At 48.0% G+C, this 26,144-nt stretch carries 18 protein-coding genes (1 of these 18 only partly in view); 8 read left to right on the top strand and 10 right to left on the bottom strand.

Translation table 11 applies throughout. From position 1 onward, the window contains the following. Positions 1 to 26 precede the first annotated feature (26 nt). From Enr17x_RS22995 to asnB, 7 genes are all read right to left on the bottom strand, one after another. Positions 27 to 641 carry an adenylate kinase family protein gene (locus Enr17x_RS22995; protein WP_145220194.1) on the bottom strand — a complete coding sequence of 205 codons (615 nt, stop codon included), beginning with the start codon at positions 639 to 641 and terminating at the stop codon, positions 27 to 29. Between the two features lie 219 nt (positions 642 to 860). Next, the gene (gene rpsD / locus Enr17x_RS22990; RefSeq protein ID WP_145312023.1) at positions 861 to 1,466 is read right to left on the bottom strand and encodes a 30S ribosomal protein S4; all 606 of its coding nucleotides are present in this window, start codon (positions 1,464 to 1,466) and stop codon (positions 861 to 863) included. Between the two features lie 350 nt (positions 1,467 to 1,816). After that, positions 1,817 to 2,815 (bottom strand): polysaccharide deacetylase family protein, encoded by a 999-nt coding sequence (locus tag Enr17x_RS22985; RefSeq protein WP_232100825.1) that lies wholly within the window; start codon positions 2,813 to 2,815, stop codon positions 1,817 to 1,819. A 42-nt stretch (positions 2,816 to 2,857) separates the two neighbouring features. Then, entirely contained in the window at positions 2,858 to 3,859 is a 1,002-nt protein-coding gene (gene nadE / locus Enr17x_RS22980; RefSeq protein WP_145312022.1) for an NAD(+) synthase, read from the bottom strand. Between the two features lie 89 nt (positions 3,860 to 3,948). Beyond that, positions 3,949 to 5,505, bottom strand: coding sequence for a class I adenylate-forming enzyme family protein (locus Enr17x_RS22975; RefSeq protein ID WP_232100824.1), 1,557 nt, complete (start codon positions 5,503 to 5,505; stop codon positions 3,949 to 3,951). 19 nt (positions 5,506 to 5,524) lie between these two features. Then, complete coding sequence (locus tag Enr17x_RS22970) at positions 5,525 to 5,791, bottom strand: acyl carrier protein (RefSeq protein WP_145312021.1); 267 nt, start codon at positions 5,789 to 5,791, stop codon at positions 5,525 to 5,527. 56 nt (positions 5,792 to 5,847) lie between these two features. Then, positions 5,848 to 7,821 (bottom strand): asparagine synthase (glutamine-hydrolyzing), encoded by a 1,974-nt coding sequence (gene asnB, locus Enr17x_RS22965; RefSeq protein WP_145312020.1) that lies wholly within the window; start codon positions 7,819 to 7,821, stop codon positions 5,848 to 5,850. A 449-nt stretch (positions 7,822 to 8,270) separates the two neighbouring features. Between asnB and Enr17x_RS22960 the strand changes: the two genes are divergently transcribed. Continuing rightward, positions 8,271 to 9,863, top strand: coding sequence for a P-loop NTPase family protein (locus Enr17x_RS22960; RefSeq protein WP_145312019.1), 1,593 nt, complete (start codon positions 8,271 to 8,273; stop codon positions 9,861 to 9,863). 20 nt (positions 9,864 to 9,883) lie between these two features. Here Enr17x_RS22960 and Enr17x_RS22955 read toward each other — a convergent pair whose 3' ends face one another. After that, on the bottom strand, positions 9,884 to 10,207 hold the full coding sequence (locus Enr17x_RS22955; protein WP_145312018.1) for a hypothetical protein: 324 nt from the start codon (positions 10,205 to 10,207) through the stop codon (positions 9,884 to 9,886). Between the two features lie 364 nt (positions 10,208 to 10,571). Between Enr17x_RS22955 and Enr17x_RS22950 the strand changes: the two genes are divergently transcribed. Further along, complete coding sequence (locus Enr17x_RS22950; protein WP_198000755.1) at positions 10,572 to 11,639, top strand: lysylphosphatidylglycerol synthase transmembrane domain-containing protein; 1,068 nt, start codon at positions 10,572 to 10,574, stop codon at positions 11,637 to 11,639. Between the two features lie 4 nt (positions 11,640 to 11,643). Here Enr17x_RS22950 and Enr17x_RS22945 read toward each other — a convergent pair whose 3' ends face one another. After that, positions 11,644 to 12,528 (bottom strand): right-handed parallel beta-helix repeat-containing protein, encoded by an 885-nt coding sequence (locus tag Enr17x_RS22945; RefSeq protein WP_145312016.1) that lies wholly within the window; start codon positions 12,526 to 12,528, stop codon positions 11,644 to 11,646. A gap of 102 nt (positions 12,529 to 12,630) precedes the next feature. After that, a complete protein-coding gene (locus tag Enr17x_RS22940) occupies positions 12,631 to 13,779 on the bottom strand; it encodes a citrate synthase (protein ID WP_145312015.1) in 1,149 nt (382 codons plus the stop codon). A gap of 604 nt (positions 13,780 to 14,383) precedes the next feature. Here Enr17x_RS22940 and Enr17x_RS22935 point away from each other — a divergent pair. The 6 genes from Enr17x_RS22935 to Enr17x_RS22910 all read left to right on the top strand — a co-directional run. Beyond that, a complete protein-coding gene (locus Enr17x_RS22935) occupies positions 14,384 to 14,647 on the top strand; it encodes a hypothetical protein (RefSeq protein ID WP_145312014.1) in 264 nt (87 codons plus the stop codon). Positions 14,648 to 14,841: 194 nt separating this feature from the next. Then, a complete protein-coding gene (locus tag Enr17x_RS22930; RefSeq protein WP_145312013.1) occupies positions 14,842 to 16,608 on the top strand; it encodes a sigma-70 family RNA polymerase sigma factor in 1,767 nt (588 codons plus the stop codon). 199 nt (positions 16,609 to 16,807) lie between these two features. Next, on the top strand, positions 16,808 to 17,629 hold the full coding sequence (locus Enr17x_RS22925) for an enoyl-ACP reductase FabI (RefSeq protein WP_145312012.1): 822 nt from the start codon (positions 16,808 to 16,810) through the stop codon (positions 17,627 to 17,629). Positions 17,630 to 18,023: 394 nt separating this feature from the next. After that, positions 18,024 to 18,644, top strand: a complete 621-nt coding sequence (locus tag Enr17x_RS22920) for a hypothetical protein (protein WP_145312011.1) — start codon at positions 18,024 to 18,026, stop codon at positions 18,642 to 18,644. A gap of 4 nt (positions 18,645 to 18,648) precedes the next feature. Further along, complete coding sequence (locus tag Enr17x_RS22915; RefSeq protein ID WP_198000754.1) at positions 18,649 to 20,802, top strand: flotillin family protein; 2,154 nt, start codon at positions 18,649 to 18,651, stop codon at positions 20,800 to 20,802. A gap of 151 nt (positions 20,803 to 20,953) precedes the next feature. After that, positions 20,954 to 26,144: the 5' portion of a DNA repair ATPase gene (locus tag Enr17x_RS22910; protein ID WP_145312010.1), read on the top strand. The gene runs 140 nt beyond the window's last position; 5,191 of the gene's 5,331 nt are visible here — the first part of the coding sequence; its start codon is at positions 20,954 to 20,956; the stop codon falls past the right edge of the window.

Genomic DNA, 26,144 nt, shown 5'->3' with positions numbered 1-26,144 from the left:
TGGTATCCGTTCTGGTCGTTTGTGTTTTATTCGCCTCGGAAGTGGGCATCCTGAACGGGAACCAACTGTTCCAGGCAGGCAAGCAGGACGCCCGCCGGTGAGCCGATGGCGTCAATGTGTGCAATGATCTCTTCGGGGTAGCAGCTAAGAACCAGGGATGATTCTTCGCGATAGATCTCGAAGCGGCGTCGGATGACGCTTTCATTGGCATCGTCGGCCCGGTTTTCCCGAATCGCACGATGACGGATGCGGTGAATCATTTCCTCTTCGTCGCTACAGGTTAAGTGCAGAACTTTGAGGACTTCAATGTGTTGTTCCAGAATTTTTGACTGCTCGACATTTCGGGGAATTCCGTCGAGAATCAGAATGTCTTTTCTTGGCTTATACATTGAGAGCGTGGCGCGGGCATCGAGTCCCTGTTTCCAGATCCGGATACTGAGATCATCGGGAACGAGTTCCCCTCGCGAACTGTATTTATAGATTTCCTGACCTTCGGGCGATTCAATGTCGATCGAACGAAAGACGTCCCCGCTGGAGAGGTGGAAAAAACCGGGAATTTGACCGAGGATTCTGCCCTGAGTTCCTTTACCAACTCCGGGAGCACCAAACAGCAGGACGGCTTTTCGACGTTCCGTCGCCATAACTATGCCTCTATGTTTCAAGGCCGATATTGATTTCAGAAACCACGGCGGTTACTGCGTTCGAATTCAGGTCGTTCTGACCCGAGGTCAGTTTATTACAATAACGTTTCACAAATGAATTCTCACCCCAGAGGGGGAGATATTAATGAAGGTAAATAAAAAACACTCCGAAAAGCCATAACGCTTTTCGGAGTGTTGAATTGATTTTTTGAGATTCCCTTAGCGGGAGATCAGTGCCACAACCTGACCCACGTCTACCGGCAGGCTGACGTCTTCAAAGCTTGGAGCAGTGACCACGTTGGCAGCCAAGGCTTTTTTGTCCAGCGAAATCCAGGGGCATCCGGGACGGCCAGAATCAACCAGCTCACTATAGAGCTTTTTGAGATTCGGTCGATTTCGAACAGTAATGACATCACCGGGTTTAACCCAGATGGATGGCTTGTTGACAGTCACGCCGTTCAACTGGAAGTGTGAGTGTACGATACCCTGTCGGGCCTGAGGACGAGTTTGAGCAAATCCGGCACGGCAGACAACGTTATCGAGACGTTGCTCGCAGAGAATCAGCAACGCTTCCCCGGTGTTACCTTTGATGCGGCGGGCTTTATCGAAGTAGCGACGTAACTGACGCTCACGCAGACCGTAATAGAATTTGATCTTCTGCTTTTCGATCAAGGCGAGACCGTAGTTAGAGGCCTTGCGACGACGCTGTGACATTCCTGGCGGAAGATTTCGCTGGTCCAATGCGCGTGTTGCACCTGCGTCTTCGAAAACCAAAGCTCCTAAACGACGGTTAACCCGTCCTTTTGGTCCTGTGTAACGACCCATTCAGACTTTCTCCCACATTAATCACAAGCTGCCGTACTGTGTACTTGATGAACGGCAAAGAATTATTATTAGAGCCTGATCATAGTAAACTATTCTTACATAATAGTTTACAGTCAAAATGCCAAGAGGATCAGACTAGATATAGCAGTCAGGATCATGATATCCATCACATTGCTGCGCGTACCACAACCTTTAAAGCGGTCCGCTGTTATCGCAAATTCAATCAGAATCGTCAACCAACTGGACTACAGGATCACAAATTCTCAGAAAATATCACGAAAGGAGAGGCTGGAACGAGAGATTCCTGTCTGGAAAGGATGCAGTGCAACGTACTTTATGTACATACCGATTCAGCAAAAGACTTGTGGGAGTGAGATGGCGGCACGAAAGAGAGTTGCTGGTTCTTCGGATTCCACGGCGATCCGCGGGATATCCCAATTGTCAGGTGTGCCGAGTTGGGAGTAGCCGCCGTAATAACTGAAGCCCCAGCGATAACCGGTCTGCTTCAGGCAGTCTCTTGTTCGTTGATCGAAGCAGTCTTTGCCCCCGACCGGGTAGCTGAAGGCAGAGATCGAATCGTTGAGTTCCGTTTCAATTCTCTGTTTGCAGTGTGCAATTTCAAATCGCTGTTGTTCTTCCGAATGGTTTGCCAGAATGGGATGGTTGACAGTATGGCCGCCGAAATCCATGCCGGCGTCATTCATTTCCCGGACCATGTCCCAGGTCATCCAGATCTGGTTTGCGATCTCCTGCGGGCAGCGTCCGGCGCCGGTTTGCTCTGCCAGAAAGTTCAGATAGGCTTCGGTTTTCTCCCCCGATAATTTTTTGTAGACGCTGAGCAGTCTTTTGATTGACTGATCGTAGTCGTCTTCATTCAGAGAGACAGCGTCGCCTGTCCAGGAATTTTCAGGTAATGATGTTTGTGTCGCACTGTGCACCATCCAGGAGATTTCGTCCCACCAGGCTACTTTTCTTTCATCCAGGAAGCCTGTTGTCAGAAAGAACGTGGCGGGAGAGTTATAAGACTTCAGAATGGGAAAGGCACATTCATAGTTATCGAGATAACCGTCGTCGAAGGTAATCAGAACGTGGCGCCCTTTCTTCCGATTCCAAAGGTCGTCCAGATCACGAATGCGGATCAGATCAAAGTTCAGGCTGAGGAAACGTACCTGCTGTTCGAAGCCTTCGACAGAAGCGCTCCAGAGATCATGGTCAAAGAGTGACTGATTGGCTTCACCGACCCGGTGGTAATTCAAGACAATCAGTCCATTCCAGAGATGAGTCGAACGAGCCAGTTTATTGAAACCAGACCAGTCCAGTGCTTTTGCCAGGAGTTCTCTTTTACTCACGATTCTGTTTCCTGTTCGATTTCTTGACGGCTTGGGAGCACACTAAGCTTCGGCATGTTTGGATACGGAATCAATCAGCTGTGGCGGCATGTGTAAATAACGAGCCGCTTTGCGTTTGGATTCGATATCACCGTAAACCAATTCAACCTGTTCTGTGGGAAGCCCAATTCCTGCTGCGACATCTGCAGCTGGAAAGCCGTGGTTTAGTCCGTAGAGACAGCAGTCCAGTTTGTCATAAGAGACAGCGAAGAAGAATTCTTCCTGAGACTGTTCCAGAGAGTAGGTGTCGGTTGTGGGAGGCCGCATGCGAATGACTTCAGGAACGTCCAGGTAGGCGGCGAGCTGATACACCTGTGATTTATAGAGGTGCGCAATCGGTTTCAAATCGGCTGCACCATCGCCGTTTTTCACAAAGAAGCCTTGATCGTATTCGAGCCGATTCGGTGTCCCCGGGACGGCGTAGTTCAAACGGTCGGCATGATAGTATTCCATCATTTTACGGCAACGTTGTTTAAAGTTGGTCGCGGCGACGATGGTTTGATAAGCGGACAATGGGAGTCGTTTTTTGATGAATTCTCCCGAGGGGGTTTGCACAACGACAGAGAAGACGCGATAGCCGCCCTCCTTGAGCAGGTTAGGCAGAACAATTTTTGATTTCCAGTTCGGCTGATATTCCGGTATGACCTGTTTGATGGCGGCATCGCGGCGCTCGTAGCAGCCTGCTCCCTGTAGCATCGGTGAGATGTTTTCGACGATGGCTTCGACGTTAAAATGATCTGCCAGCAGTTGACCGTAGGTCAGACTTTCATCTTTTGTATCGTGTTCGGGCATCATGATTCCCAGGACGCGGTCGGCTCCGAATGCGCGGACGCACAACGCTGTGACCACGCTACTGTCGATTCCGCCGGACAAACCCAGCACGGCGCCTTTTTTGCGCATTGTTTTGCGAACCGTTTCCTGCATCCAATTGACGATACGGTCTGTTTCAGCTGCACAATCGAGGTTTAATAATTCAGGGCTGAAGGTTTTCGTCTGAGTGATCATCTTTCTCTATTCTCCTTATTCGCTGACAGAGTCGTTCAGCAAATCGTCTGATTGTTGGTTATAACGTTGTTCGTTTTGCCTCTCTCACTTCAGGGAAGTGTGAGTTGTTTTTTATCGATCTTGCCGTTCGGAGATTTGGGGAGTTCATCCCGAAACTCGATTTTTTGCGGCACCATGAAATCTTCCAAATGTTTTCGGCAGTAAGCGAGGACTTCTTTTTCAGTCAGTTTCTCTCCCGGCATCAGGGTGACGATGGCACGAATGGATTCTCCTAAGACCGGATCAGGATCTCCGATGACGGCGGCTTCTGAAATTTTCTCGTGTGTGAACAGGACATTCTCGACTTCCTTGGGGCTGACTTTTTCACCACGGCTTTTGATGATGTCATCACGTCTGCCGACAAAGTAGAGATATCCTTCCCGGTCCATGCGGAATAAATCGCCGGTATAGAGTAGCATTTCGTTTGGTAAATCGGCTGGTTTTAAACGCTCTGCGGTCTGTTCGGGAGCTTCCCAGTAACCCTTCATGACATTCGCGCCGCGGACGACCAGTTCGCCAACATGTTCCGGCGGCAGACGGTGTCCTTCATCGTCCACGATGAAAACTTCGGTATCGGGCATGGCGATGCCTACCGAGTCAGTTCTGGTATCAACCTGATCCAGAGGAAGGTACGAGACCCGTTTGCATTCGGTGAGACCGTACATCGAAAATATCTGTACGTGGGGCAGTCGTTTGCGGAAGGTGAGAATGTGTTCCGTAGGTAAGGCGGCTCCTGTATTAGTGATGTATCGCAGCTTCGAAAAATCGTATTTCGAGAGATCCATTTTCAACAGAATGGCAGACATCGTGGGAACCAGCGGAAAGCCGGTGACACGTTCGCTGATGATTTTCTGCAGGACCGCATGTGGGTATGTGAATGATTTTTCGAGAACCAGTGTCGCGCCCACGCGAAACGCCATCAGTAGTTGGTACAAGCCATAATCGAAGGAGAGCGGGAGCACATTCAGAATGATGTCCGAAGGCTCGTTCATTAAGTAGGTCGTAATGGAACGTGCCGCCGAGGTCATATTTAAGTGAGTTAGCATGACCCCTTTGGGATTTCCGGTGGAACCGGATGTGTAAACGAGGGCTGCCAGATCGATGTTGATCGTGGGGATTGCCGGCGGTGAAATGTGATCGGCGAATTCTGACTGCAGTTGATCCCAGGCATCAAACCGGGGCATTTGCAGTTCATTGTCTTCTGGTGATTCGGCAGTTGTTCCGACCGTAATTGCGTTTTTCAAATGTGGTAACAGATCGGAATTTTCGAAAACCGTTTTGCGTTTCTTCTCCGGAATGATCAGAACGTGGGCACGGCAGTTATTCAGAACGTACGTTAATTTATCGATCTTGGTGGTGGGGTTGACCATCACAAACACGCCGCCCGCTTTCAGCACTGCGAAAATTGCGACGGCAGCTTCCAGAGAATTTTCGAGATGGATAGCGACCCGGTCTCCACGCTCGAGTCCGCGCTGCAATAATGCCTGTGCCAGGCGATTACTCTGCTGTTCGAGTTCCAGGTACGTATAGCGATTCTGGTCGACAACCAGCGCGACTTTCTCGGGATGATTTTGCGCACTCTGTTCTAAAAATGATTGCAGCAACAACGGCCTGCTCCTTCGGAACTTAAGCTAATTCTTTGAGTTTTGATTCAATGAAATTGATCAGACGATCAATCGAATCCAGGTTTTCAGGAACCAGTTCATCGTCATCGACTTCAACGGAATACCTGTCTTCGATGAAGGCCACCAGTTCGAGGACACCTGTTGAGTCGATAATTCCTGTTTCCAGAAACGAATCATCGTTGTTGAGTGATTCCGGGGCTTCGCCGAACAGGAAATTGTCAGCCACAAAATTTCGTACATCAGATTGAATCGATTGGACAGAGCTCATTTTCTTACCTCTAAAGTAGTAGATATTAGTTAAGGATTATTTGTGTCAGTAAACAGTTAAGTTTGTAACGCCGCACTCTCAGTGCGCTTGTTTTCTTGAGGTGCTGGTTGTCCCTGGATCATTTGTTCCACCAGCAGTTGTGTGGAAAGAATGCCAACCAGTGCCATGTTGTCTCGCGTGCCGATGGCGCGTCCCTGTTCAATTTTCTTGACCAGGCGCTGGACGGCTGTTGGTTGAAACAGGCCACTCTCTTTCAGCTTTTCGGGTGACAATAGCCGTTCGACATATTCGAAACGGGCTTTCTGTTTGTCGGTATCGATAAAACTATGTGCGTCTGGTGCGCGATAAGGTTGTTTGGGGCGTTTCCGAATACTATCGGGGATCAAGTCGCGCATTGCGTATTTGAGCAGAAATTTCTCGTTGAGCCCGTTCATTTTGTATCGCACGGGAATTCGAGCAGCGAATTCAACGACGCGGTAATCCAGAAACGGAAAGCGACCTTCAATGGAATTGCCCATTGCCATCCGGTCACCCTGAGAAGACAAAATGTAGCCGGGCATCAGGTTGATGGATTCGAGATATTGTGCCTGACAGAAGGAAGGCCATTTTGAAAAGTGTTCCGGTAACTGGTCGGAAAAATCTGTCAACGGGTCCTGGTTGACCAGTTCCTGTTTGACGTCATCGCTGAAAAATGTTTTCAGCTTGGCGGTTAAATCCCAGCGAGGCAGGTGTGAAAAGAACGGGCTGTTGATTTCATCCTCACGGATTTTGAAAAACGCTTTGAGATAAGCGGGGGACTGTGCCTGCAGATTTTTCATGTACGGGTAGAGTCGCTTCAACAACAACGGTCGAATTTTTGAATCGGGCTGACGACTCCAGAAACGTCTGATCTTGGTCTCTTTGAATATGTCGTACCCGCCGAGCACTTCGTCGGCCCCTTCGCCGGTCATTACAACCTTGAATTGATTTTCTTTAACCAGCCGTGACAAGAGGTACATCGGCGCGGGCGCCGTTCGCAGGACCGGTTTTTCGGTGTGCTGAATTACCTGTGGGAAGATGCGACCAATGTCTTCGTAAGAGCAGCAGACGGTCTGATGATCTGTTCCCAGTTCCCGGATCATTTCCTGTTGAAACTGGCTTTCGTCGTAGTCTTTATCGTTGAAGTTTACGGAGAACGTATTCAGCGGCGCATTGGTGAAATTGCGAATGATGGCGGCTGTGACTGACGAGTCGAGCCCGCCACTCAAGTAGGCACCGACAGAGACATCTGCCCGTAAACGAAGCTGGGTAGCATTGATCAACAAGGCCCGCAGTTCTTCAGCCCAATCGTCCAGGCTTCTATGTTCTTCGTTCGGGCTGTAGTCCAGATTCCAGTATTGCCAGATCTTGATTTGACCGTTTTTGACAATCATGGAGTGTGCGGGAGGGAGTTCGGATACACCCTCAAAAAATGTACGTGGCGGCAAAGGCGACCAGAATGTAAACAGCTGGTTCATCGCGGCCAGATCGACCTTGCGTTCGACATCAGGTAGAGCAAAGAGAGCTTTGACTTCCGAGGCGAACAGGAATCGACCTGGTGTCTGCGTATAAACAAGCGGGCGGATTCCCATGCGATCTCGAGACAGAAACACCAGCTGTTGTTTCTGATCATGAATGGCAAAGGCCCATTGGCCGTTGAATTGTTGAACGCATTCGGGTCCGTATTCAGCATACATATGCAGAATGACTTCCGTATCGGAATGAGTACGGAACTGATAGCCTTTACTCGAAAGCAGTGCTCGGAGTTCAATATGATTATAAATTTCACCATTGAAGGTGACGGTCAGCATTCCGTCAGGGGACTGCATTGGCTGCAAACCGCCGGTGAGGTCGACAATGCTTAAGCGGCTATGTGCAAATCCGACGGAGCCCAATGGTGAGACGCCTGAAGCATCCGGGCCACGATGATTGAGTGTTTCAATCATGTTCTGCAATTCGGTCTGTTGGACTGGTTGTCGGTCAGACTGAATGATTCCCGCAATTCCGCACATAGTTAATCCGATACGTAGGTGAAGACAGACCTTGCCCATTCGAGAATGGGACCTCTTACAGAAGGAATCTAGGTCGCCGCGATATCAAGTCAAATCGTAAGTCTTTGATCGCACTATCGTTCATAAAAATAAACGGCCGCATCTTCTTTGCGATGCTTAATCGGGAAGAATGGTATAAACGGACTGATCGATACCCGGGCTTGAATGGGTATTCACAGGATCATCTGGGAGGGACTGCACTGAAAGAGGGGGGCTGGTTCTTTCTGTTGTCGTTCAGAATCGATTTGACTTGTGAGTTATATGACCTAAGGTTTCCTTGCATCTAAGAAAATGAAATGTCACTGCATTTTATCTGGATCATTCCTGACAGGCTTTTATTGTCAGTGCGATATTATTCAGGTGATGCAAACTGTTTATTTCAGTGCAAATTGATTGATTGTGAACCGACCATGGCAGCGAACGACTCTGAATCCGATCTTTCAAGTTTGTTAGACAAAACCAGTGATCCTGAGAAGCTGGGCAAAACTGCCTCGAATGCTGTCAACACCGAAGAATTGCTGGCTTCGCTCAGCATGCTGAATCTGACCGGTGATGGTGATTCGGACGATCCGAGTAACGAAGCTGCGCTGGAAGAGTTGGCGATCAAAACTGCGGAACAGCTTTCCGGCGAAACGGATGTCTCTGAGCCAATGCGAGTGATCGGTAAAGATCAGCACCTCAGCCAGTTGTTTAATCGTGTGCAGTCACTTTTGAAGGGCGACGCTGAAGAGCAGCAACACGGAAGCTTTATTCCTCAATGCCCTGAAACGCTAGAAGACACCGGCTTAACCCAGGATGAAATCGAACGCCTGATCCTAAAGTACCTGCTTGCCAAAGGAACACAGACCGGGCGCCAAATCAGTCAGCAGGTTAAACTTCCGTTCGGGATTATCGACCCCATTTTGAAACGTGCCAAGCAGGATCAACTGGTGGCCTATGGTGGCACGGCTGAAATGGGCGACTATGAATTTACGATTACCGAACTGGGGCGCGAGCGCGCCCGGCGCTATACACAAGAGTGTACTTATTTCGGTGCGGCTCCCGTTTGTTTCAAAGATTATCTGAAGGCAATGGAAGCCCAGAGTATTGCCAAGCAGGAAGCAACAGAAGCAGATTTGAAAGAAGCATTTTCCGATTTGATTATCAATCCGAAAATGCTGGATCGCCTGGGACCTGCCGTCAATTCAGGGCGGGGGATGTTTCTATTCGGTGAAGCCGGTAACGGAAAAACCAGTATTGCCGAACGAATTACCAAAGCCTTTGGGTCAACGATCTGGGTGCCCCGTTGTCTGGGCATTGATGGGGATATCATTCGCATTTTTGATCCCGGATTGCATGAAGAGGTCATTCAAGAAAACAATTCAGAGGGGCTGTTTGATTTATCAGGCGTCGACCCACGCTGGGTTCAGATTGTGCGTCCGACCGTGATTGCGGGGGGTGAATTGACCATGAAAGAACTGGAGATCACCCAAAACCCGCAGACCAAAATCTGTGAAGCACCCCTGCAGTTGAAAAGTAATTGCGGCACATTCGTGATTGATGACTTTGGCCGACAGAGAATGCCCGTTGACGAATTATTAAATCGCTGGATTGTGCCTCTGGAAAAACGATACGACTTTCTGAACCTTCCCAGTGGAAAGAAAATCCAGGTTCCGTTTGACCAGTTGATTATCTTTTCGACGAACCTGGAGCCGAAGGATCTTGTTGACGCTGCGTTTTTGCGGCGGATTCCGTACAAGATCGAAGCCCTCGATCCTTCGGAAGAGGAATTTCGGGCGCTGTTCGAGTTGATGGCACCGTTGATGGGCTTTCAATTTGACGAGAAGTCATACCAGTATCTGGTCGACACGCATTACAAAGCCGTCAATCGGCCGTTCCGTGCCTGTCAGCCACGCGACCTGTTACTGCAGGTGAAAAATTTCTGCGTTTACAAAGAAATGCCTAAGAAACTTTCACCAGACGCTTTTGACTTTGCGGTCGAAAACTACTTCTCAGTAATGTGATTTGCTCAATTCCCGCAAAGTCAGGCGGGCCATTCCGTATCACAGCTTTCGCATCGAAAACCGACCACAGTTGAGGTGCCGGGAATCAGGCGGTTCTTCCTGTTGAGTAAACCATCGCGTAATTCCAGTTTCTCAACAGAAGAACTGTTACAAGCGGGGCACTGTTGATTCTGGAATAGAATGCGTGCTCGCTTGAGTACCCAGTCCTCTTTCTCCAGTTTAAGAAAATGAGGTTTCTTAGGGTAACTTCGCTGGAATGGAAGAATCATAGGAGAAGATTCTTCCTGCGAGACAACAGGCTCGCAGTGTGTATTTTCGGGGTAATAAATCTTTAAAATGCTCATCCATGAGCTCCTTACGTTCAATCCCTTGAAAAATATTCCTGTAAATCCAAACGGGAATCTTTAGTGGGGTAGAGTCCCGGATGCTCATCGAATCAATAAAGTTCGACAAAACATACGAAGAGGGAAGAAGGATAAAATTCTCGTATTAAGTTGGCAAGAGGTTTTACTGCAAAGCTGTAAACATTGTAAAAAATTCATGTTAGAAGTACATCGAATTTGAGAAAATGGGAGGTTTCAGAGGTCTGGCGGTTTTTGTTTCCGTAGCTGGACTCACTGGGTTGCTGTATGATGGCCGCAAAGGAGATAGTCAAATTCATGCGATTCTACTCCGAGATTCGATTAATCTTGCCGTGTTATTTCAGGAGTGATTCAAATTAATAAATCAAAATTGATCAAGCTGGTGATCGGAATCATCATCACAGTCACCTGCCTGCTGGCAGCTGTCTGGGGAATTGATCTTGAACAGATCAAACAAAGTTTCAAACGTGCGAACTACTGGACTTTGCCAGTAATGTTAGCACTACTCTATATCTTCTTCTGGCTTAAAGCATTGCGCTGGCGGATGCTGCTGGAGCCGGTCAAAAATCTTTCCGTCTGGCAGGTTACCCCGGCGATGATGATTGGATTTATGGGAAATAACATCCTGCCTGCTCATCTGGGGGAGTTTTTGCGGGTCTATGTGATGAGCAAACAGTTTCAGATCCCCAAGACGACCGTCCTTTCGACAGTCGTTCTCGAGCGGTTGTTTGATATCGTGGCGATTTTGTGTTTTCTGGGAATTGGGGTCTATTTTGCTCCGAATGTTCCTGATGAATATCGCTCTCTCAGTCTGGTTATGGCACTCGTTATTTGTGTGACGATCCTGGTCGTAGCCGCCTATCTGATCTGGACCGATGCCGTGATTGGTCTGTTTCGTAAAATTTTCAGTTACTTGCGATTCCTGCCTGAGAAGTTGACGCATCTGGTTTTGGAAATGATGCAATCGGGGGCTCTCGGAATGGCATCGATGAAAAGCAAGCGGCTGAGTTTTGGAATCATCTGGACCTCCTTTGCACAGTGGGCCATCAATGGGCTGAGTATTTTCGTTGCGCTCTGGAGTTTTGATATTCAAGTCACGCCATTCGCAGCGCTTGTGGTGCTGGGGGTAACAGCGTTCGGTGTGACGGTACCTTCCACGCCAGGGTTCTTTGGTATTGTTCAGTTTTGCTTCTGGGTCAGTCTGCAAGGCTTTGGTGTTTCAAAGGCAGATGTTTTCGCAGCCTCCATTTACTACCAGCTTTCTCAATATATTCCAGTGACACTGATCGGATTGTATTTTTCCAATCGTGAGGGGCTGAAGCTGAGTCAGGCAGAGCGGGAAGCGGAGAAAGAGCTTGAAGAACTGGAAGGAATCGATGGCGCAGAAGCAACCCTACCGGAAACCAATGGCTGAAGCATCAGGGAGTAACTGTGCCTTTTTTGCTCAGCTTTGTCTGTTTGAGATTGGCGATCGCCTGTTCTGTTACGAGCAGGTCTTCTGCGCGATTGTTAATAAGCTTGGAGTCGATGACTTCCACTTGTGAAGTCCCATTGACTGAAAGGCCGCAGCGTCCGTTTCCTGAGCAGGTGACATTTTCCAGTATGACATTCTTACAGCGGTCGTGGACATTGATGCCATCGATTCGGAAATTTTCGATTTTCAGGTCGGAAATGGAGACTCCGTCTACATCAATCAACGAAATGCCAACGGACTTTCCCGCAAGAGAAAACGGTTCGGCAGGCGGCAGTTGATTTTTTGAGCTACGATAATAGATGGCTCCCTGGTAGACGGCCCATTTTCCTTCAGAGAGATCATCCAGGTTGACGGGCTGTCCTTTCTCGGGTTTATATTCCGGCAGAATTTTCCCATCCCGATACAGGTTAAAATATCCTTTTCGATAGGGAGAAACCTTCCAGAGATCACTTCCCAGTTGTTTCCATCCATTCATGGGGATTTTGATGCTTCCATCCAGTGTAGCACCGTTACCGAGGATGGTGAACTTTTCTTTTCCGATGCCGCTAAATCGTTTTCCGGAGAGACTGATCGATTCGTGATAAGGTATCTTGTTGTTAATGAGAATGATTTTGTCGCCTCGTCGGGCATAGTCGAGTGCCCGTTTAATCGTTTTTACGGGGCCATTGTTTCCATCAACAATCTTGGGAGAAAATCCGTTTAAGGCATTGCTCCCGGCGCGATTATCCACATAAATCACACGGGCATCGACTGGTTGGAATCCACACAGCAATAGAAGGAGGCAGAGTAACCCGGATTTGAATCTTACAAAACGGATCTCGTTTCGCATTGTTAGCTCCCTGTCTCTTACGATAACGTGTATTGTGAATTCAATCGTAGAAAAAACCCCGGTGTGAAACCGGGGTTTGAGTAATCAGTGTTCGTATTTTGCTTAACGCTCACTTACGGAAACATAAGGTCGTTCTTCGTACCCGATGTAATTTGCTTTCGGCCGGATGATTTTATTTCCGTCAAGCTGTTCAAGGATATGAGCACACCAGCCAGCGATGCGGCTGGCAGCGAAGATGCAGGTAAACAGATCGCCGGGGATTCCCATGTAGTGCTGCAGGCTGGCAGAATAGAAATCGACGTTGCAGTTGCGTTTGATTTCTGCGTAAACCAGTTTCTCCATCTCGATCGACATTTCGTACCATTTGGGTTCACCAGTTTCATTACCCAGGCGTCGTGAGAGTTCTTTTAAATGCTTGGCGCGAGGATCTTCGACCTGATAAACAGCGTGACCGAAGCCCATGAATTTTCCTTTGGCTTCTCGCACTTTTTTGACATACGGTGCGATGTTGTCTACTGAACCGATTTCAAACAGTGTTTTGAGAACTTCTGTATTTGCTCCGCCGTGCAGTTTTCCTTTTAAGGCCCCGATGGCCCCCGTGATTGCGGAGTAAATATCAGGCAGCGTTGCAATGATCACGCGGCTGGTGAAAGTACTTGCATTCAAACCGTGTTCTGCGTGCAGGGTCAGGATCAGGTCCATCGCACGTGTGGCATCTTCACTTGGTTTTTCCCCATTAATCATGTACATGAAGTTTCCGGCGTGGCACAAACCTGGATCGGGGGCAACAGGTTCAAGACCTTTTCGGACACGATGAATGGCAGCGACGATGGTGGGGATCTGCGAAATCAATTTGATCGAGATCTGCATCCGTTTTTCGTCTGTTTCTGATTCTGCATCAGGATCATAAACTCCGGCCATCGAGGTGAGTGTTCGCAACAGTGCCATGGGTGATGCTGAGGTGGGAAGCTGCTTGAGAGCATCGATCAGTTCGCCCGGGATACTGCGATATTTCTTCAGGCTTTCCTGATACTCCGACAGTTGGCTGGCGTTGGGAAGTTCTCCGTTCAGCAGCAGATAAGAGACTTCTTCAAATGTCGCATTTTCTGCCAGATCGTCGATGTTATAACCACGGTACAGGAGTTTCCCCACAGTTCCGTTGACTAGACAGATCGAACTGTCAGCCGCAATGATTCCTTTAAGCCCTTTGACAGCTTCGCTTGATGTTTTCTCTACGTCGTCTGCGCTCATTTGAACTGATTCCACTTTCTCAACTACAGCCAATAAATTTACAGTAAGGTTTGCGATCACAAACCAGGGCTCTGGTTTAGACAGTAATCCTCGACCGACTTTTATTAAACAAACTATTGAAAATTCGCAGACTCCAGTATATCAAGCCCCGCCATAAGTTCAATCAAGCGAAATTGTTTCCTCGAGAGAGTGAGGGGAGTTTCTGACAGGATTCAGGGGAACAGTTTAAACGCCTTGTTTAATAAATGTTCATCTATGCTTCACAAGGTTTGGAATCAGGGGATTGACTATTTACCAGAGGGTGTGAAAATAGAGGTAAGAGGCAGGGGTGTGCTGGTTTTAGTCCGGAGCGGTTCTGCAGCTTAAGGTACTGTCGCCTTGTGATTTAACCAGAATGGCTGGGTTCGCGACCAATTCTGCTTTTTAAAATGAAGGGAAAACCATCAGCTGACGTAAGTTGTTAGCTGGTAACGTGACAGAGGTTTTTTAAGATTTTTTAAATCGTCGTTGTGGATTTCCGTAGACGTTACGAAAAGTTGTGGTAGGATGGGGCTATATGAGCTGGAGGCTTATTAGCTTTTTCAGGTTCTCGGGAGAAGTAAGGATGCCTTGGGAGAGAACCCTCTTGATTAATTTTGTTGGCGAACCGGATGCTCCGACTAAGAGCGTGAAAGCGTATTTGAGCAACATAGTTTTTCAGATGCTCTACGCGATGCCCACTTTACCGCTGACGATCAGGCTGTATTTAAAAGATCGTTCTTCTTCCATCTTCGGTTATGGGGGAAGGAATCTGGAGCCGGTTTACAAACTGCTGTCAGGTTTTGGTGTTTTTGCAATTATTTCATTGCTCTATCGCTATAGGAATTGATGGGTGCAGAGTAGAGTGACAGTTATAAATAACGAGTGAACTCAGTAACAAAATTTTGGAAAAGGATAGTGAGAGGAGCAGGCTTAATGTCTTCTGGAAATACGATCCTTTTATTCTCATAAACTGAAACGCCGTGGTTACACACGGACGTGTGGCCGTAATTTTTTTGATAATACATATTAAGGGAGTGACCCGTGCACCGTTTCGATGCAAATCTGAATTCACTATTTCAGGAAGCGGAAAAACAAGGTTTTTTAACATTTCAACAGGTTCATACGTTTCTCCCTGACGAAGGAGGCGATCCTGCCCTGATCGAGTATATTGTAGTGGGGCTGGAAGAACGTGATCTCGATCTGATCGATGATCCCAATGCAGATATTGATGAAGAGGAAGTAGCAGCCGTTGATGGAGCGGCTGGTGCTGAAGCTGGTTCGACCACGGAATCAGATGATGATTCTGAAGAAGCTTCCTCATCAATCGTCGAGCCGGAAACCTCTCTCTCTTCCCGCGATCCGATTCGCATGTATTTGAGTCAGATGGGAAATATCCCACTGCTGAGTCGTTCGCGTGAAATTTTTCTTGCCAAGAAAATTGAAATCACCCGTAAACGATTCCGCCGGACTGTGCTGGAATCCGATTTCGCTCTGAAGATCGCCATTGATACTCTGGAAAAAGTCTATGCCGGCGAACTTCCTTTTGAACGAACTCTGAGGACTTCTGATACAGAAGATGCGACCAAAGATCAGATCATGGGGCGCATGCCTTATAACATCGCTACTTTGAAAGCATTGCTTGAGAAAAGTTCAAGCGATTTTCAGTTGCTTTATTCTGGCGAACTGACAAAGCCACAGCAGCGTGAAGTACAAAAGCGAATCAAAGTCCGCCGTCAAAAAATGGCCACACTATGTGAAGAGCTTTGCTTGCGTACACAGCGTCTTCAACCGGTACTGAAGCGAATTCATCAAATCGCCGGACGTATTCGGGAAGTCGAAGAACAGCTCAATGATTTCAAATCGCTGCGGCATAAGTCGACCGACACTCGCCTTCTCGAGCGTGAGCTGTCGGAATTAACCAGCATGGTTGCCGAGTCTTCGGAAGATTTCCAGACACGTTCTCGTGAAATTAAACGCCGCTTCGATGACTGGACGGAAGCCAAACAGCAGCTTTCCGGCGGTAACCTGCGGCTGGTCGTCTCAATTGCCAAGAAATACCGAAATCGTGGTTTGAGCTTTTTGGATCTGATTCAGGAAGGAAACGCCGGTTTGATGCGTGGCGTTGAAAAATATGAATATCGCCGCGGGTACAAATTTTCAACATACGCAACATGGTGGATTCGTCAGGCGATCACCCGCGCTGTTGCAGACCATGCCCGGACCATTCGAATTCCCGTGCACATGTTCCAGAGTATCTCAACTCTGAAGGCTCGCAGCGAGCAGATCCGTCAGGAAACGGGTCGCGAACCAACGATGGAAGAGCTTGCAGATTCTGTTGGTCTTGGAGTCGAAGAGACCGAACGGATCATGAAAACCTGGAAGCATCCGATCAGTTTGGACACTCCGGTTGGGGAAAGTGAAGACAGTAGCTTTGGCGATTTTCTGGAAGATGGCCATGAGTCTTCTCCCGCTGATGCCGCCATGCGTGAAATGCTGAAAGATAAAATCGAGCATGTTCTCAAGAGCCTGACCTACCGTGAACGGGAAATTATCCGTCTGCGTTACGGTTTAGGCGACGGTTACAGTTATACGCTGGAAGAAACAGGCCGGATTTTCAAGGTGACGCGCGAGCGTATTCGCCAGATTGAGTCGAAAGCCCTACGTAAATTACAGCATCAGACTCGTAGTGCTCACCTGAGAGGTTTCGTCGACGCCATCTTCCCGAACAAGGAAGATGAGGAAAATGAAGTGGAAGAGGGCGCTCAGTCTGAGCAGGAGTCTTCCACGATGGTGGGGGCGCTTGAATAGTCTCTGACAAGCCATTCAATAAGTTCCATATTAAAGGCGGTTTGCTGTTTTCACGAACAACAAGCCGCCTTTGACTTTTCTATTTCGCGCAATTCGAATAGTTTATACGGAATCAGCGAAATCTGACATCAGCAACAGGTTGGACGTTCTGCGAACTTCAATCTTCTTAGATCTCATAATATTTACGGAGTACCACAGTATGGGGCTTTTTGAAGGCAAAAAAGGTCTGGTTTTTGGAATTGCGAACGACCATTCAATCGCATGGGCCATTACGGAGAAACTTTACGACGAAGGGGCCGAGATCGCATTCACGCACCTTCCCGACAAAGATCCTGAACGACCACGTATGGAACGGCGTTTGAGAAAGCTCGTTGAGCCCAAGGGGGCCAAGATCATGCTTCCCTGTGATGTCACCAAAGACGAAGACCTGGATCGCGTCTTTGAAACGGTTAAGCAAGAGTATGGCGAGATTGACTTTGTGCTGCACTCCATTGCCTATGCTCCCATGGATGACCTGAAGGGGCCCGTCTACAACGTGAGTCGCGATGGCTTCAAACTGTCGATGGAAATCAGTGTCTATAGTCTGCTGGCGATTGCCAATCGGTCCAAAGAGATTTTGAAGCCCGGCGGAAGCATTTTGACTCTCAGTTACCTGGGCGGCGAAAAAGTGATCCCCGGTTATAATGTGATGGGAATCTGCAAATCCGCCCTTGAGAATTCCGTGATGTATCTGGCGAATGAACTCGGCCCTGAAGGCATTCGTATTAACAGTCTGAGTGCCGGACCTTTGAAGACACTCAGTTCCTCTGCCGTCGGCGAGTTTGATATGATGATGAAATTGTATCAGACCATGTCGCCGCTACGCAAAAATATTACTCCGGAAGATGTTGGCAAGGCCGGCATGTACCTGTTAAGTGATCTGTCGAGTGGTGTCTCCGGCGAAAATCATCACGTCGATTCGGGCTACCACATTATGGGCGCCCCGCCGATTGAATTGCAGCAACAGCAGGCTGAAGCTTAGCAGCACCTGCGATTCACATAATACTATCAAGCCACCTGTTGAACATAACCGTTACAACAGGTGGCTTTTTTCACGCCTTGATCTCCCCAGTTTCGTGACTGACAGAAATGAAATCTTGAGCAAATCTTGCCTCACAGGAACAAATTTTCCATTTTGCTCATTCGCTTGTCTTACATTGAATGTTCTCTGAACAACTCGCTTTTTGCTAACGATTCCGACATCGAGAAAAAATCTGCCGGTTTCGCAGGTTTTCGTGATCCAATCGGGGAAAATTGCGTTCTCAATGCGATAGACCCGTTTTTAGGGTTCATACTGGAGTAATCATACTCGTTGGATTCTATCCAGAACGAGCTCGTAGGATCATTTCACATCCCCTTATTGTCCGGTGAAAATCGTGAGCGAATTGATACACGCTGCAATAAACTGGCCCACACTGCCGGCAACGGTGCTGGTCGCCATTTGCGTGTTGTATTGGCTAAGCGTGATCGTGGGAGTATTAGAGATCGATTTTCTCGATATCGATCTGGACTTTGAAATCGGTTCAGATAGTCCTTCAGTTCTTGATTTTGGTTTCATCGGTTTGCGGTTTCTCAATCTGGGCGAAGTGCCGGTGATGTTGTGGCTCAGCATTTTTTCACTCAGCATGTGGATGCTTTCGATCAATTTCGATTCCGAGATCGAAATCAATACTTTGATGGATTATCTGCCTCTGTTTTTGAGAAACGCGGGGATCAGTCTGGTGGTCACAAAGTTGATTACACAGCCATTTAAAGGGTATTTCCAGTTTACGCCCCCTAATCAGATCGAGACGTTATTGGGGAAGTCGTGTCGTGTTACCAGTAGTACGGTTACTGATCAGTTCGGTCAGGCAGAATTAGAAACAGAGGGAGCTCCTCTGAAGCTGCATGTTCGTTCGGAAGAGGAGGCAATCCAGAAGGGAGATCTGGTGCGTTTAGCTGACTTTAACACAGAACAACAGGTTTTTTACGTCGTAAAGATTAACCAGGAGTCCTAAGATTATGTCCATTTCATTGTTCCATCTTCCCACAGTTCAACTGCTGGGGGCCGATCTCTTCGGTTGGTCAATCTCGTTCGGGGGCGCCGTAATTTTAATAGGCGTTATCGGTTTCGCGGTAGCGGTAACAAGGTTTTATCGTAAAGTCGGGCCGGAAGAGGCTCTGGTGCGTACTGGTGTCAGGAAACTGCAAGTTGCAACTGGTGAAGGAATCTTTGTGATTCCGGTTCTGCATCAGGCTGATAAGATGGACCTGTCTGTTAAGCGGATCGAAATCGCTCGAAAAGGCGAAGTGGGTTTAATTTGTCGGGACAATATCCGGGCTGATATTGAAGTCGCCTTCTTTGTACGTGTGAATAATACGGCTGGCGATATTCGCAACGTAGCTCAATCACTGGGGTGTAAACGGGCCTCCAGCCGGGAAGCCTTGGTGGAATTGTTTGATGCCAAATTTTCCGAAGCATTGAAAACCGTTGGAAAGCATTTCGATTTTGTAGAACTCTATAATGAACGGGATAAGTTCAAGGAAGAGATTCTGAAGATTATCGGAACAGACCTGAATGGTTATGTTTTGGATGACTGTGCGATTGACTATCTGGAACAGACTCCTCTGGAAAAACTAAGCCCGACGAATATTCTCGATGCGGAGGGGATCAAAAAGATCACCGACCTCACGGCTCGTGAGCATGTCTTGTCGAATAATATTACGCGTGAAAAAGAAAAGACCATTAAGAAGCAGGACGTAGAAGCCCAGGAAACCATTCTGGAACTGGAACGCCAGCGAGTCGAAGCTGTTGAGAAACAAACGCGGGAAATTGCTTCATTAACGGCTCGAGAGCATGCAGAAGCACGCCGTGTCGAGCATGAAGAACGCCTGAAGGCAGAATCGGCCCGGATTCGCACAGATGAAGAACTGGCGATTGCCGAGGAAAATAAACTACGACAGGTGATCGTGGCTGAAAAAAGTAAACAGCGGACTGACGCAGTCGAAACGGAACGTGTCGAAAAAGACCGGTTACTGGAAGTCAAGGAGCGCGAACGTGTCGTGGGTGTGGCTGACATCGAGAAAGATAAAGCCATCGAAGTAGAAAAACGTAATATTCAGGAAGTGATTCGCGAGCGTGTGATTGTAGAACGTGCGGTTGTGGAAGAGCAGGAACGAATCAAGGATACCGAAGAGTTCGCCGGCGCAGATCGACTCAAGCAGGTCACCGTGACCAAGGCGGAAATGGAAGCAGAAGAAAATCTGGTCAAAGAAGTCAAAGCAGCGGAAGCACAGAAAACCTCAGCCGAACTGCTGGCTGAAAAAGTGGTCATCGAAGCCGAGGCTGAGAAAACGGCCACCGAAAAGAAATCGGACGCGATCAAAGTCATGGCGGAAGCCAAGACAGCAGACGGTGCTGCGATCGGACTGGCAGATGCCCAGGTCATGATTGCCAAGGCCACCGCGACCGAAAAGGCTGGTCAGGCAGAAGCCAATGTTATGATTGCGAAAGCGGAAGGCGTACAGAAAACTGGTGAAGCCGAAGCCAATGTCATGATTGCCAAAGCCGATGGAGCCGAGAAGGCCGGAACGGCGGAGGCGACTGTTATGAAGCTCAAGTTCAGTTCTGAAGCGACTGGTATTGTAGAAAAAGCCAAGGCGATGAAACTGTTCGATGGTGTTGGTCGAGAGCACGAAGAGTTCAAGATTAAGATTAATAAAGATAAGGATATCGAACTGGCGGCCATCGCTGCTCAACAGGAAATCGCAGAAGCACAGGCTGGTATTGTTGGGGAAGCACTCAAGTCAGCCCGCATCGACATTGTTGGTGGCGAAACGACCTTCTTCGATAAGATTGTCGATTCGATCAAGAGTGGTAAATCCATCGATCGCTTCGTGCATAACAGCGAAACATTGACCGATATTAAAAATACGTTCTTTAATGGAAACCCTGATTACTTCGAAGATCAACTCCAGACGTTTATTTCCCGGTTTGGTATGTCCTTTGAAGATGTGAAGAATCTTTCCGTGGCAGCTTTGATTTCTCAACTGCTCGTCCAGGCAGACAGCGATGAAGACAAGTCCGTCTTGAATCGTCTGTTGGAGACTGTGAAAAACCTCGGGATTTCAGACAAAAAAGTTTCTTCCTTTATCAATGCAAAAGTCAAAAAGTAGAAAAGTGTAAACCTCAACTTTCGACTTTTTATAGTTGTTCTGTCGGCTTGCTCTCCATCTGAAGTGTGAACTTCAGTGGAGAGAGCCGATTGAATTCAGGGCAATGGCCTGTAAGAATTAACGATATCAGGTGCCACGGGAAATAAGATCAATGGCCGATTTGGAAAATAATTCAGAAGAGACTGCCGGCGGCAATGCAGATGCGATTGCCCTCGAAAGCAGTACATATGAAATTATTCAAAATCGCTTACAGAGCCATGGAAAAGAGCTGAAGGCGCGACTCGGAAAACTGAATGAGTTGCGTAAAGAGGTCTTCGGTTCCATTGAAACCCAGCTGCTGGGTAGTGACCGCATCACAACCGAGCATAATTGCATCCCCCGTGATATGCTGGCGGTGGGGAACCAGTTTCTGTTCGGTTACAACGTGCACTTTGGCCTGAAATCAGAAACACATCTGAGTGACGTGTTCTCGGTCTACGAATTCAAAGAGGGCACGTATCATGCGTTGCCACTCGATCTGATTCAGAATGCCGAGTTCGAAAAAGACTTCAAGGACATCTACCGCTATTACAAAAATGCCACCTTTGCCAAGTTTTTTGTCAAAGGTCCTTTTTTGTATATGTTGTTTAAGGTCGGGGATGGCCCCAAGGATTTCAAGTCGTTCAAGTGGGCGATTCAGGGTAGCGAACTCGTTTATGTAGATAACCGGAGTGACCACGAGGTCCAGTATCCGCCTCAGCAGGAATTTGAATGGACGCGTACTCATCGCGATCTGCATTACACAGGAGCACATCCTCATATTTCGATCGATGATCGTTTGTTTGTCGAAACCATCGGCGGCGACCTGACAATCAAAATCGAAAACAATACCGAATCGGGCGAGGGAATCTATTCCGAACCCGTTGATGATCCCGATCAGGTTCTGGACGATGCCGAGATTTTCTATGCGATCATCGGCTCATTAATTCTGCTGAAAATACGCCCGTATAAAGAAACAAAATTCCGGTATTTCATCTACAACGAGAAATTGCAAAAAGCCCAGCGGCTGGATTCAATTCAAGATGCCTGCATTTTGCTCCCTGATGATCATGGTCTGGTTTTTTCAAACGGCTATTATTTGCAGAACGGAGAATCAAAAACCTTCGACACCGAACTGCAGGACATGCTCTATCAGGAACGCATTGCGTCTCCGAACGGCGAAGACTTTCTGTATGTGTTCTATCAGCCGGATCAGGGAGCCTATGTTCTTCTCCAGTACAATGTGATCGAACAAAAGCTCGATACTCCTTTAATCTGCCACGGTTTCACCCGCTTCGAAGGGGGAGAGTTGATCTGTTTTTCCGGCCAGGATGAGCCGCAAAAACATCACATGATTCAGCTTTGGAAGACCCCTTACATCAGTGAATCATTTCAGGTTCCACACAAAACTGATTCTTATCTCGATAAAATTGGTAATAAAGATATCGTACGCGGCATGGCCGAATGCCATGAGCTTCTCGGGTTGATCTACCGAAAAGATGCTTACGAAAATCTGTATGTTGATTTGGTGAAACAGGCCAGTGTTGTGCTCGATTCCTATTTCTGGATCAATCACCAGGAAACGTTTGTCTTAGGCGAGGTCGTACTTGAGATCAAAAAGGCTGCGGAAGCGGCCGTCTCTGAGTATGAAAAAGTTCTGCAGCTCAGGCAGAATACGAAAAAAACAACAGCCGAGATTGAGTCAAAGACAAAGAAAACTTTCACTGACATTGATCATCGACGTTTTGATAAGATTGATGACTTTGTCCAGAGTCTGGCAAGTTTACGAGGTTTGCGCGGCGATGTAATTTCGTTACGTGATCTGAGATATGTCGATCATGGGCTGGTCGATCGGATGGAAAAAAATGTCGGCGAGCGAACCGAAAAACTGGCGACCCGCTGTGTTTCGTTCCTGCTGAGAGAGGATGCACTTAAGCCCTACGCAGATCGAATCACAGTTGCGACAGAACAGATTCAAACTGTAGAAAAGGTTGCCGACGCACGAAAAGTCGAGCAGGAGATCGAGGCCAGCTCGAACGAGCTCGAAATGTTGATCGATATTGTCAGTAATCTGAAAGTCGAGGACACAACACAGCGCACCGCGATCATTGACAATATTTCCACGAACTTTTCGCGGATCAATCAGTCCCGAGCTGCTTTGAAACGACGCATCAAGGAATTGATGTCCGTGGAAGGAGTGGCGGAATTCAATGCCCAGATCAAGCTGTTGAATCAAGGAGTGGTCAATTATCTGGACGTTTCCGATTCACCTGAAAAGTGTGATGATTTTCTCACCAAACTAATGATTCAGGTAGAGGAACTCGAAGGTCGATTTTCGGAATTTGATGAGTTCGTTGAACAGTTGACCGAGAAGCGGGAAGAAATCTACGCCGCCTTTGAGACGCGCAAACTGGCGATTGTCGAAAGTCGCAATAAACGGGCGAATTCTCTGGCGAAGTCGGCAGACCGAATTCTGACCGGTATCCGCAGTCGTGCAGAGCAGTTGGAATCGATCAATGAGATCAATGGCTACTTTGCTTCTGACCTGATGATCGACAAGGTCCGGGACATCGTTCGGCAGTTGGGTGAGCTGGAAGATACGGTTAAAGTCGATGATATTCAGAGCCGTCTGAAAAGTATTCGCGAAGATGCCGTCCGGCAGTTAAAAGACAAGCAGGAATTGTTTGTTGATGGCGAAAATATCATCAAGCTCGGCAATCGCCAATTCACCGTCAATCGTCAGCCGCTCGATTTAACAACCGTCTATCGTGATGATGCCCTGCAGCTGCATTTGACGGGAACCAATTTCTTTGAAGTGATCGAAGACGAACGTCTGTTAGCAACCAGAGAAGTCTGGGATCAGGAAGTCGTTTCGGAAAACTGTGATGTGTATCGGGTGGAATATTTAACGTACTGTCTGATGAAATCTTTGGAGTCGGATCCGGAACATTCCGTGGAATCGCTTGCCAAACTATCTGATGAAGAGCTGCTGGCATTCATTCAGAAATTCATGGGGCCGCGTTACAGTGAAGGTTATGTCAAAGGGGTCCACGATCAGGATACCTTGTTGCTGTTGCGGTCACTGCTGAAAGTGAAACCGGCGCTCGGGCTTTTGCGATATCAGTCGGGCGCACGCGCATTAGCGTCACTCTACTGGGAATATTTTTGCGAGCCGGAAACAAAAGCACTTTTTGCCACGAAATTAGCCGGATTTGGCCGGATCATGCAGGTCTTTCCCCAAACAGGCCAACAACAGTATTACATCAATGAATTACAGCAACAGCTTTCGCAATTCGTACAGCAAATATCCTGCTGTGATCAGGCATTGATTCCGGAAGCTGCCGAGTATCTATTTCAGGAACTGGTACGCGGAGAGGCGTTTGTAATCAGCAAGCGGGCCGCTGATCTCTACCAGGAGTTTGAAAAATATTTAAAACACAATAACGCGTTGGAACGACTGCAGGAAAGTCTAGAGGCCACGAATGAAAATCCGGCGGACTGGTTCCTCCTGGCTCGCGACTGGGTTCAGGCGTATCTGGATCATCTGGATTCAGACGAAGATTTTGATTATCTGGATGAAGTGGCGCTGCTGTTGCTTCAGGACAAACTCGATCGCAGTCGACTGATTGATGCGACCGTGACCGCACAGATTTCCGGTCTGTCAGGCTCACATCCACGCATTCAAAATGGAGAATATCATCTGCACTTCAATCGCTATATGAAGCGGTTAACCGAGTTTGAGTCGGTGAACGTTCCCCGGTATGAATCGTATCTGGCATTGAAAAAAGAGATCGTAGATCGATCCCGTAATTCCCTGCGGCTTGATGAATTCCGACCGCGCGTACTGACTTCATTTGTTCGAAACAGACTACTAGACGAAGTCTATTTGCCAGTCATTGGTGATAATCTGGCCAAGCAGATGGGGGAAGCAGGCGAACAGAAACGGACTGACCGCATGGGATTACTGATGCTGGTCTCTCCCCCCGGTTACGGAAAAACGACGTTGATGGAATATATCGCCAATCGGTTGGGAATCATCTTCATGAAAATCAACGGACCGGCTCTCGGGCATCAGGTAACTTCGCTCGATCCGGCGGCTGCCCCCAATGCCGGCGCCCGAGAAGAGGTCAAGAAGCTCAATCTGTCTTTGGAGATGGGGGACAATGTCATGATTTATCTGGATGACATTCAGCACTGTAATCCAGAGTTCCTGCAAAAATTCATTTCTCTTTGTGATGCCCAGCGGAAAATTGAAGGCGTTTATAAAGGCGAGACACGTACCTATGACTTACGCGGTAGAAAAGTCGCCGTTGTGATGGCGGGTAATCCTTATACGGAAAGCGGCGAGAAATTCCAGATTCCCGACATGCTCTCCAACCGGGCCGACATTTATAACCTGGGAGAAGTGATCGGCGAACACGCGGATGCCTTTGAAATGAGTTATCTGGAAAACTGTATCACGTCCAATCCAGTGCTGAATCCGCTTTCTTCGCGCAGTCAGAAAGATGTTTATACGATCATCCAGATGGCAGAGGATGGATCGGGTGAACGCGGAGATCTGGAAGGCAATTACTCGGTGGAAGAGCTCAACGAGATGGTTTCCACCATGAAAAAACTGATCCGCGTACGTGATGTGATTTTGAGCGTCAACCGGGAATACATCCGCTCTGCGGCCCAGTCTGATGAGTATCGGACCGAACCTGCGTTTAAATTACAGGGCTCGTACCGAAATATGAACCGCATCGCCGAAAAAGTGTTTGCGGTGATGAACGAGAAAGAACTCGAAACGCTGATTGTTTCCAATTACGAGAACGACGCCCAGACATTGACTTCGGATACCGAAGCCAATCTGCTGAAGTTCAAGGAGTTGATGGGGATTTTAACCGAATTCGAGCTCGAACGCTGGAACGATATCAAGAAATCGTTCCGCAAAAATCAACAGCTCAAAAGTGTGGGAGGTGAAGATCGTCTGGCGCAGGCAGTGCTGCAGCTCAGTAATGTCGGCGAGGGACTTCAGGACATCCGCGAAACGATGGACGCTGGCATGAATCGGTTGACGGAAAAGAAAGAAACCAACCTTGATCTCTATGCCAAAGATTTTTCAGAGCGATTTCAACATCTGGCTGAAAGTCTGAACGCGATCCAGGCAGCACTCTCTTCCGGCACCAGAGATGTGGCGACCCTCTTTGAGCAGTCGCTCCAATCACGGACTGCACAAACCGCGCCTGGTTCCCAAGCTGAGGAGCGAGCACCCACAACTGACGATCGAATTACAGTCGTCAATAAAATTCCCCGCTCGCTGCTGAATGTGCTGGAAACACAAT

The organism is Gimesia fumaroli, assembly GCF_007754425.1.
GTDB lineage: Bacteria > Planctomycetota > Planctomycetia > Planctomycetales > Planctomycetaceae > Gimesia > Gimesia fumaroli.
This window is presented reverse-complemented; position numbering and strand designations above follow the sequence as displayed.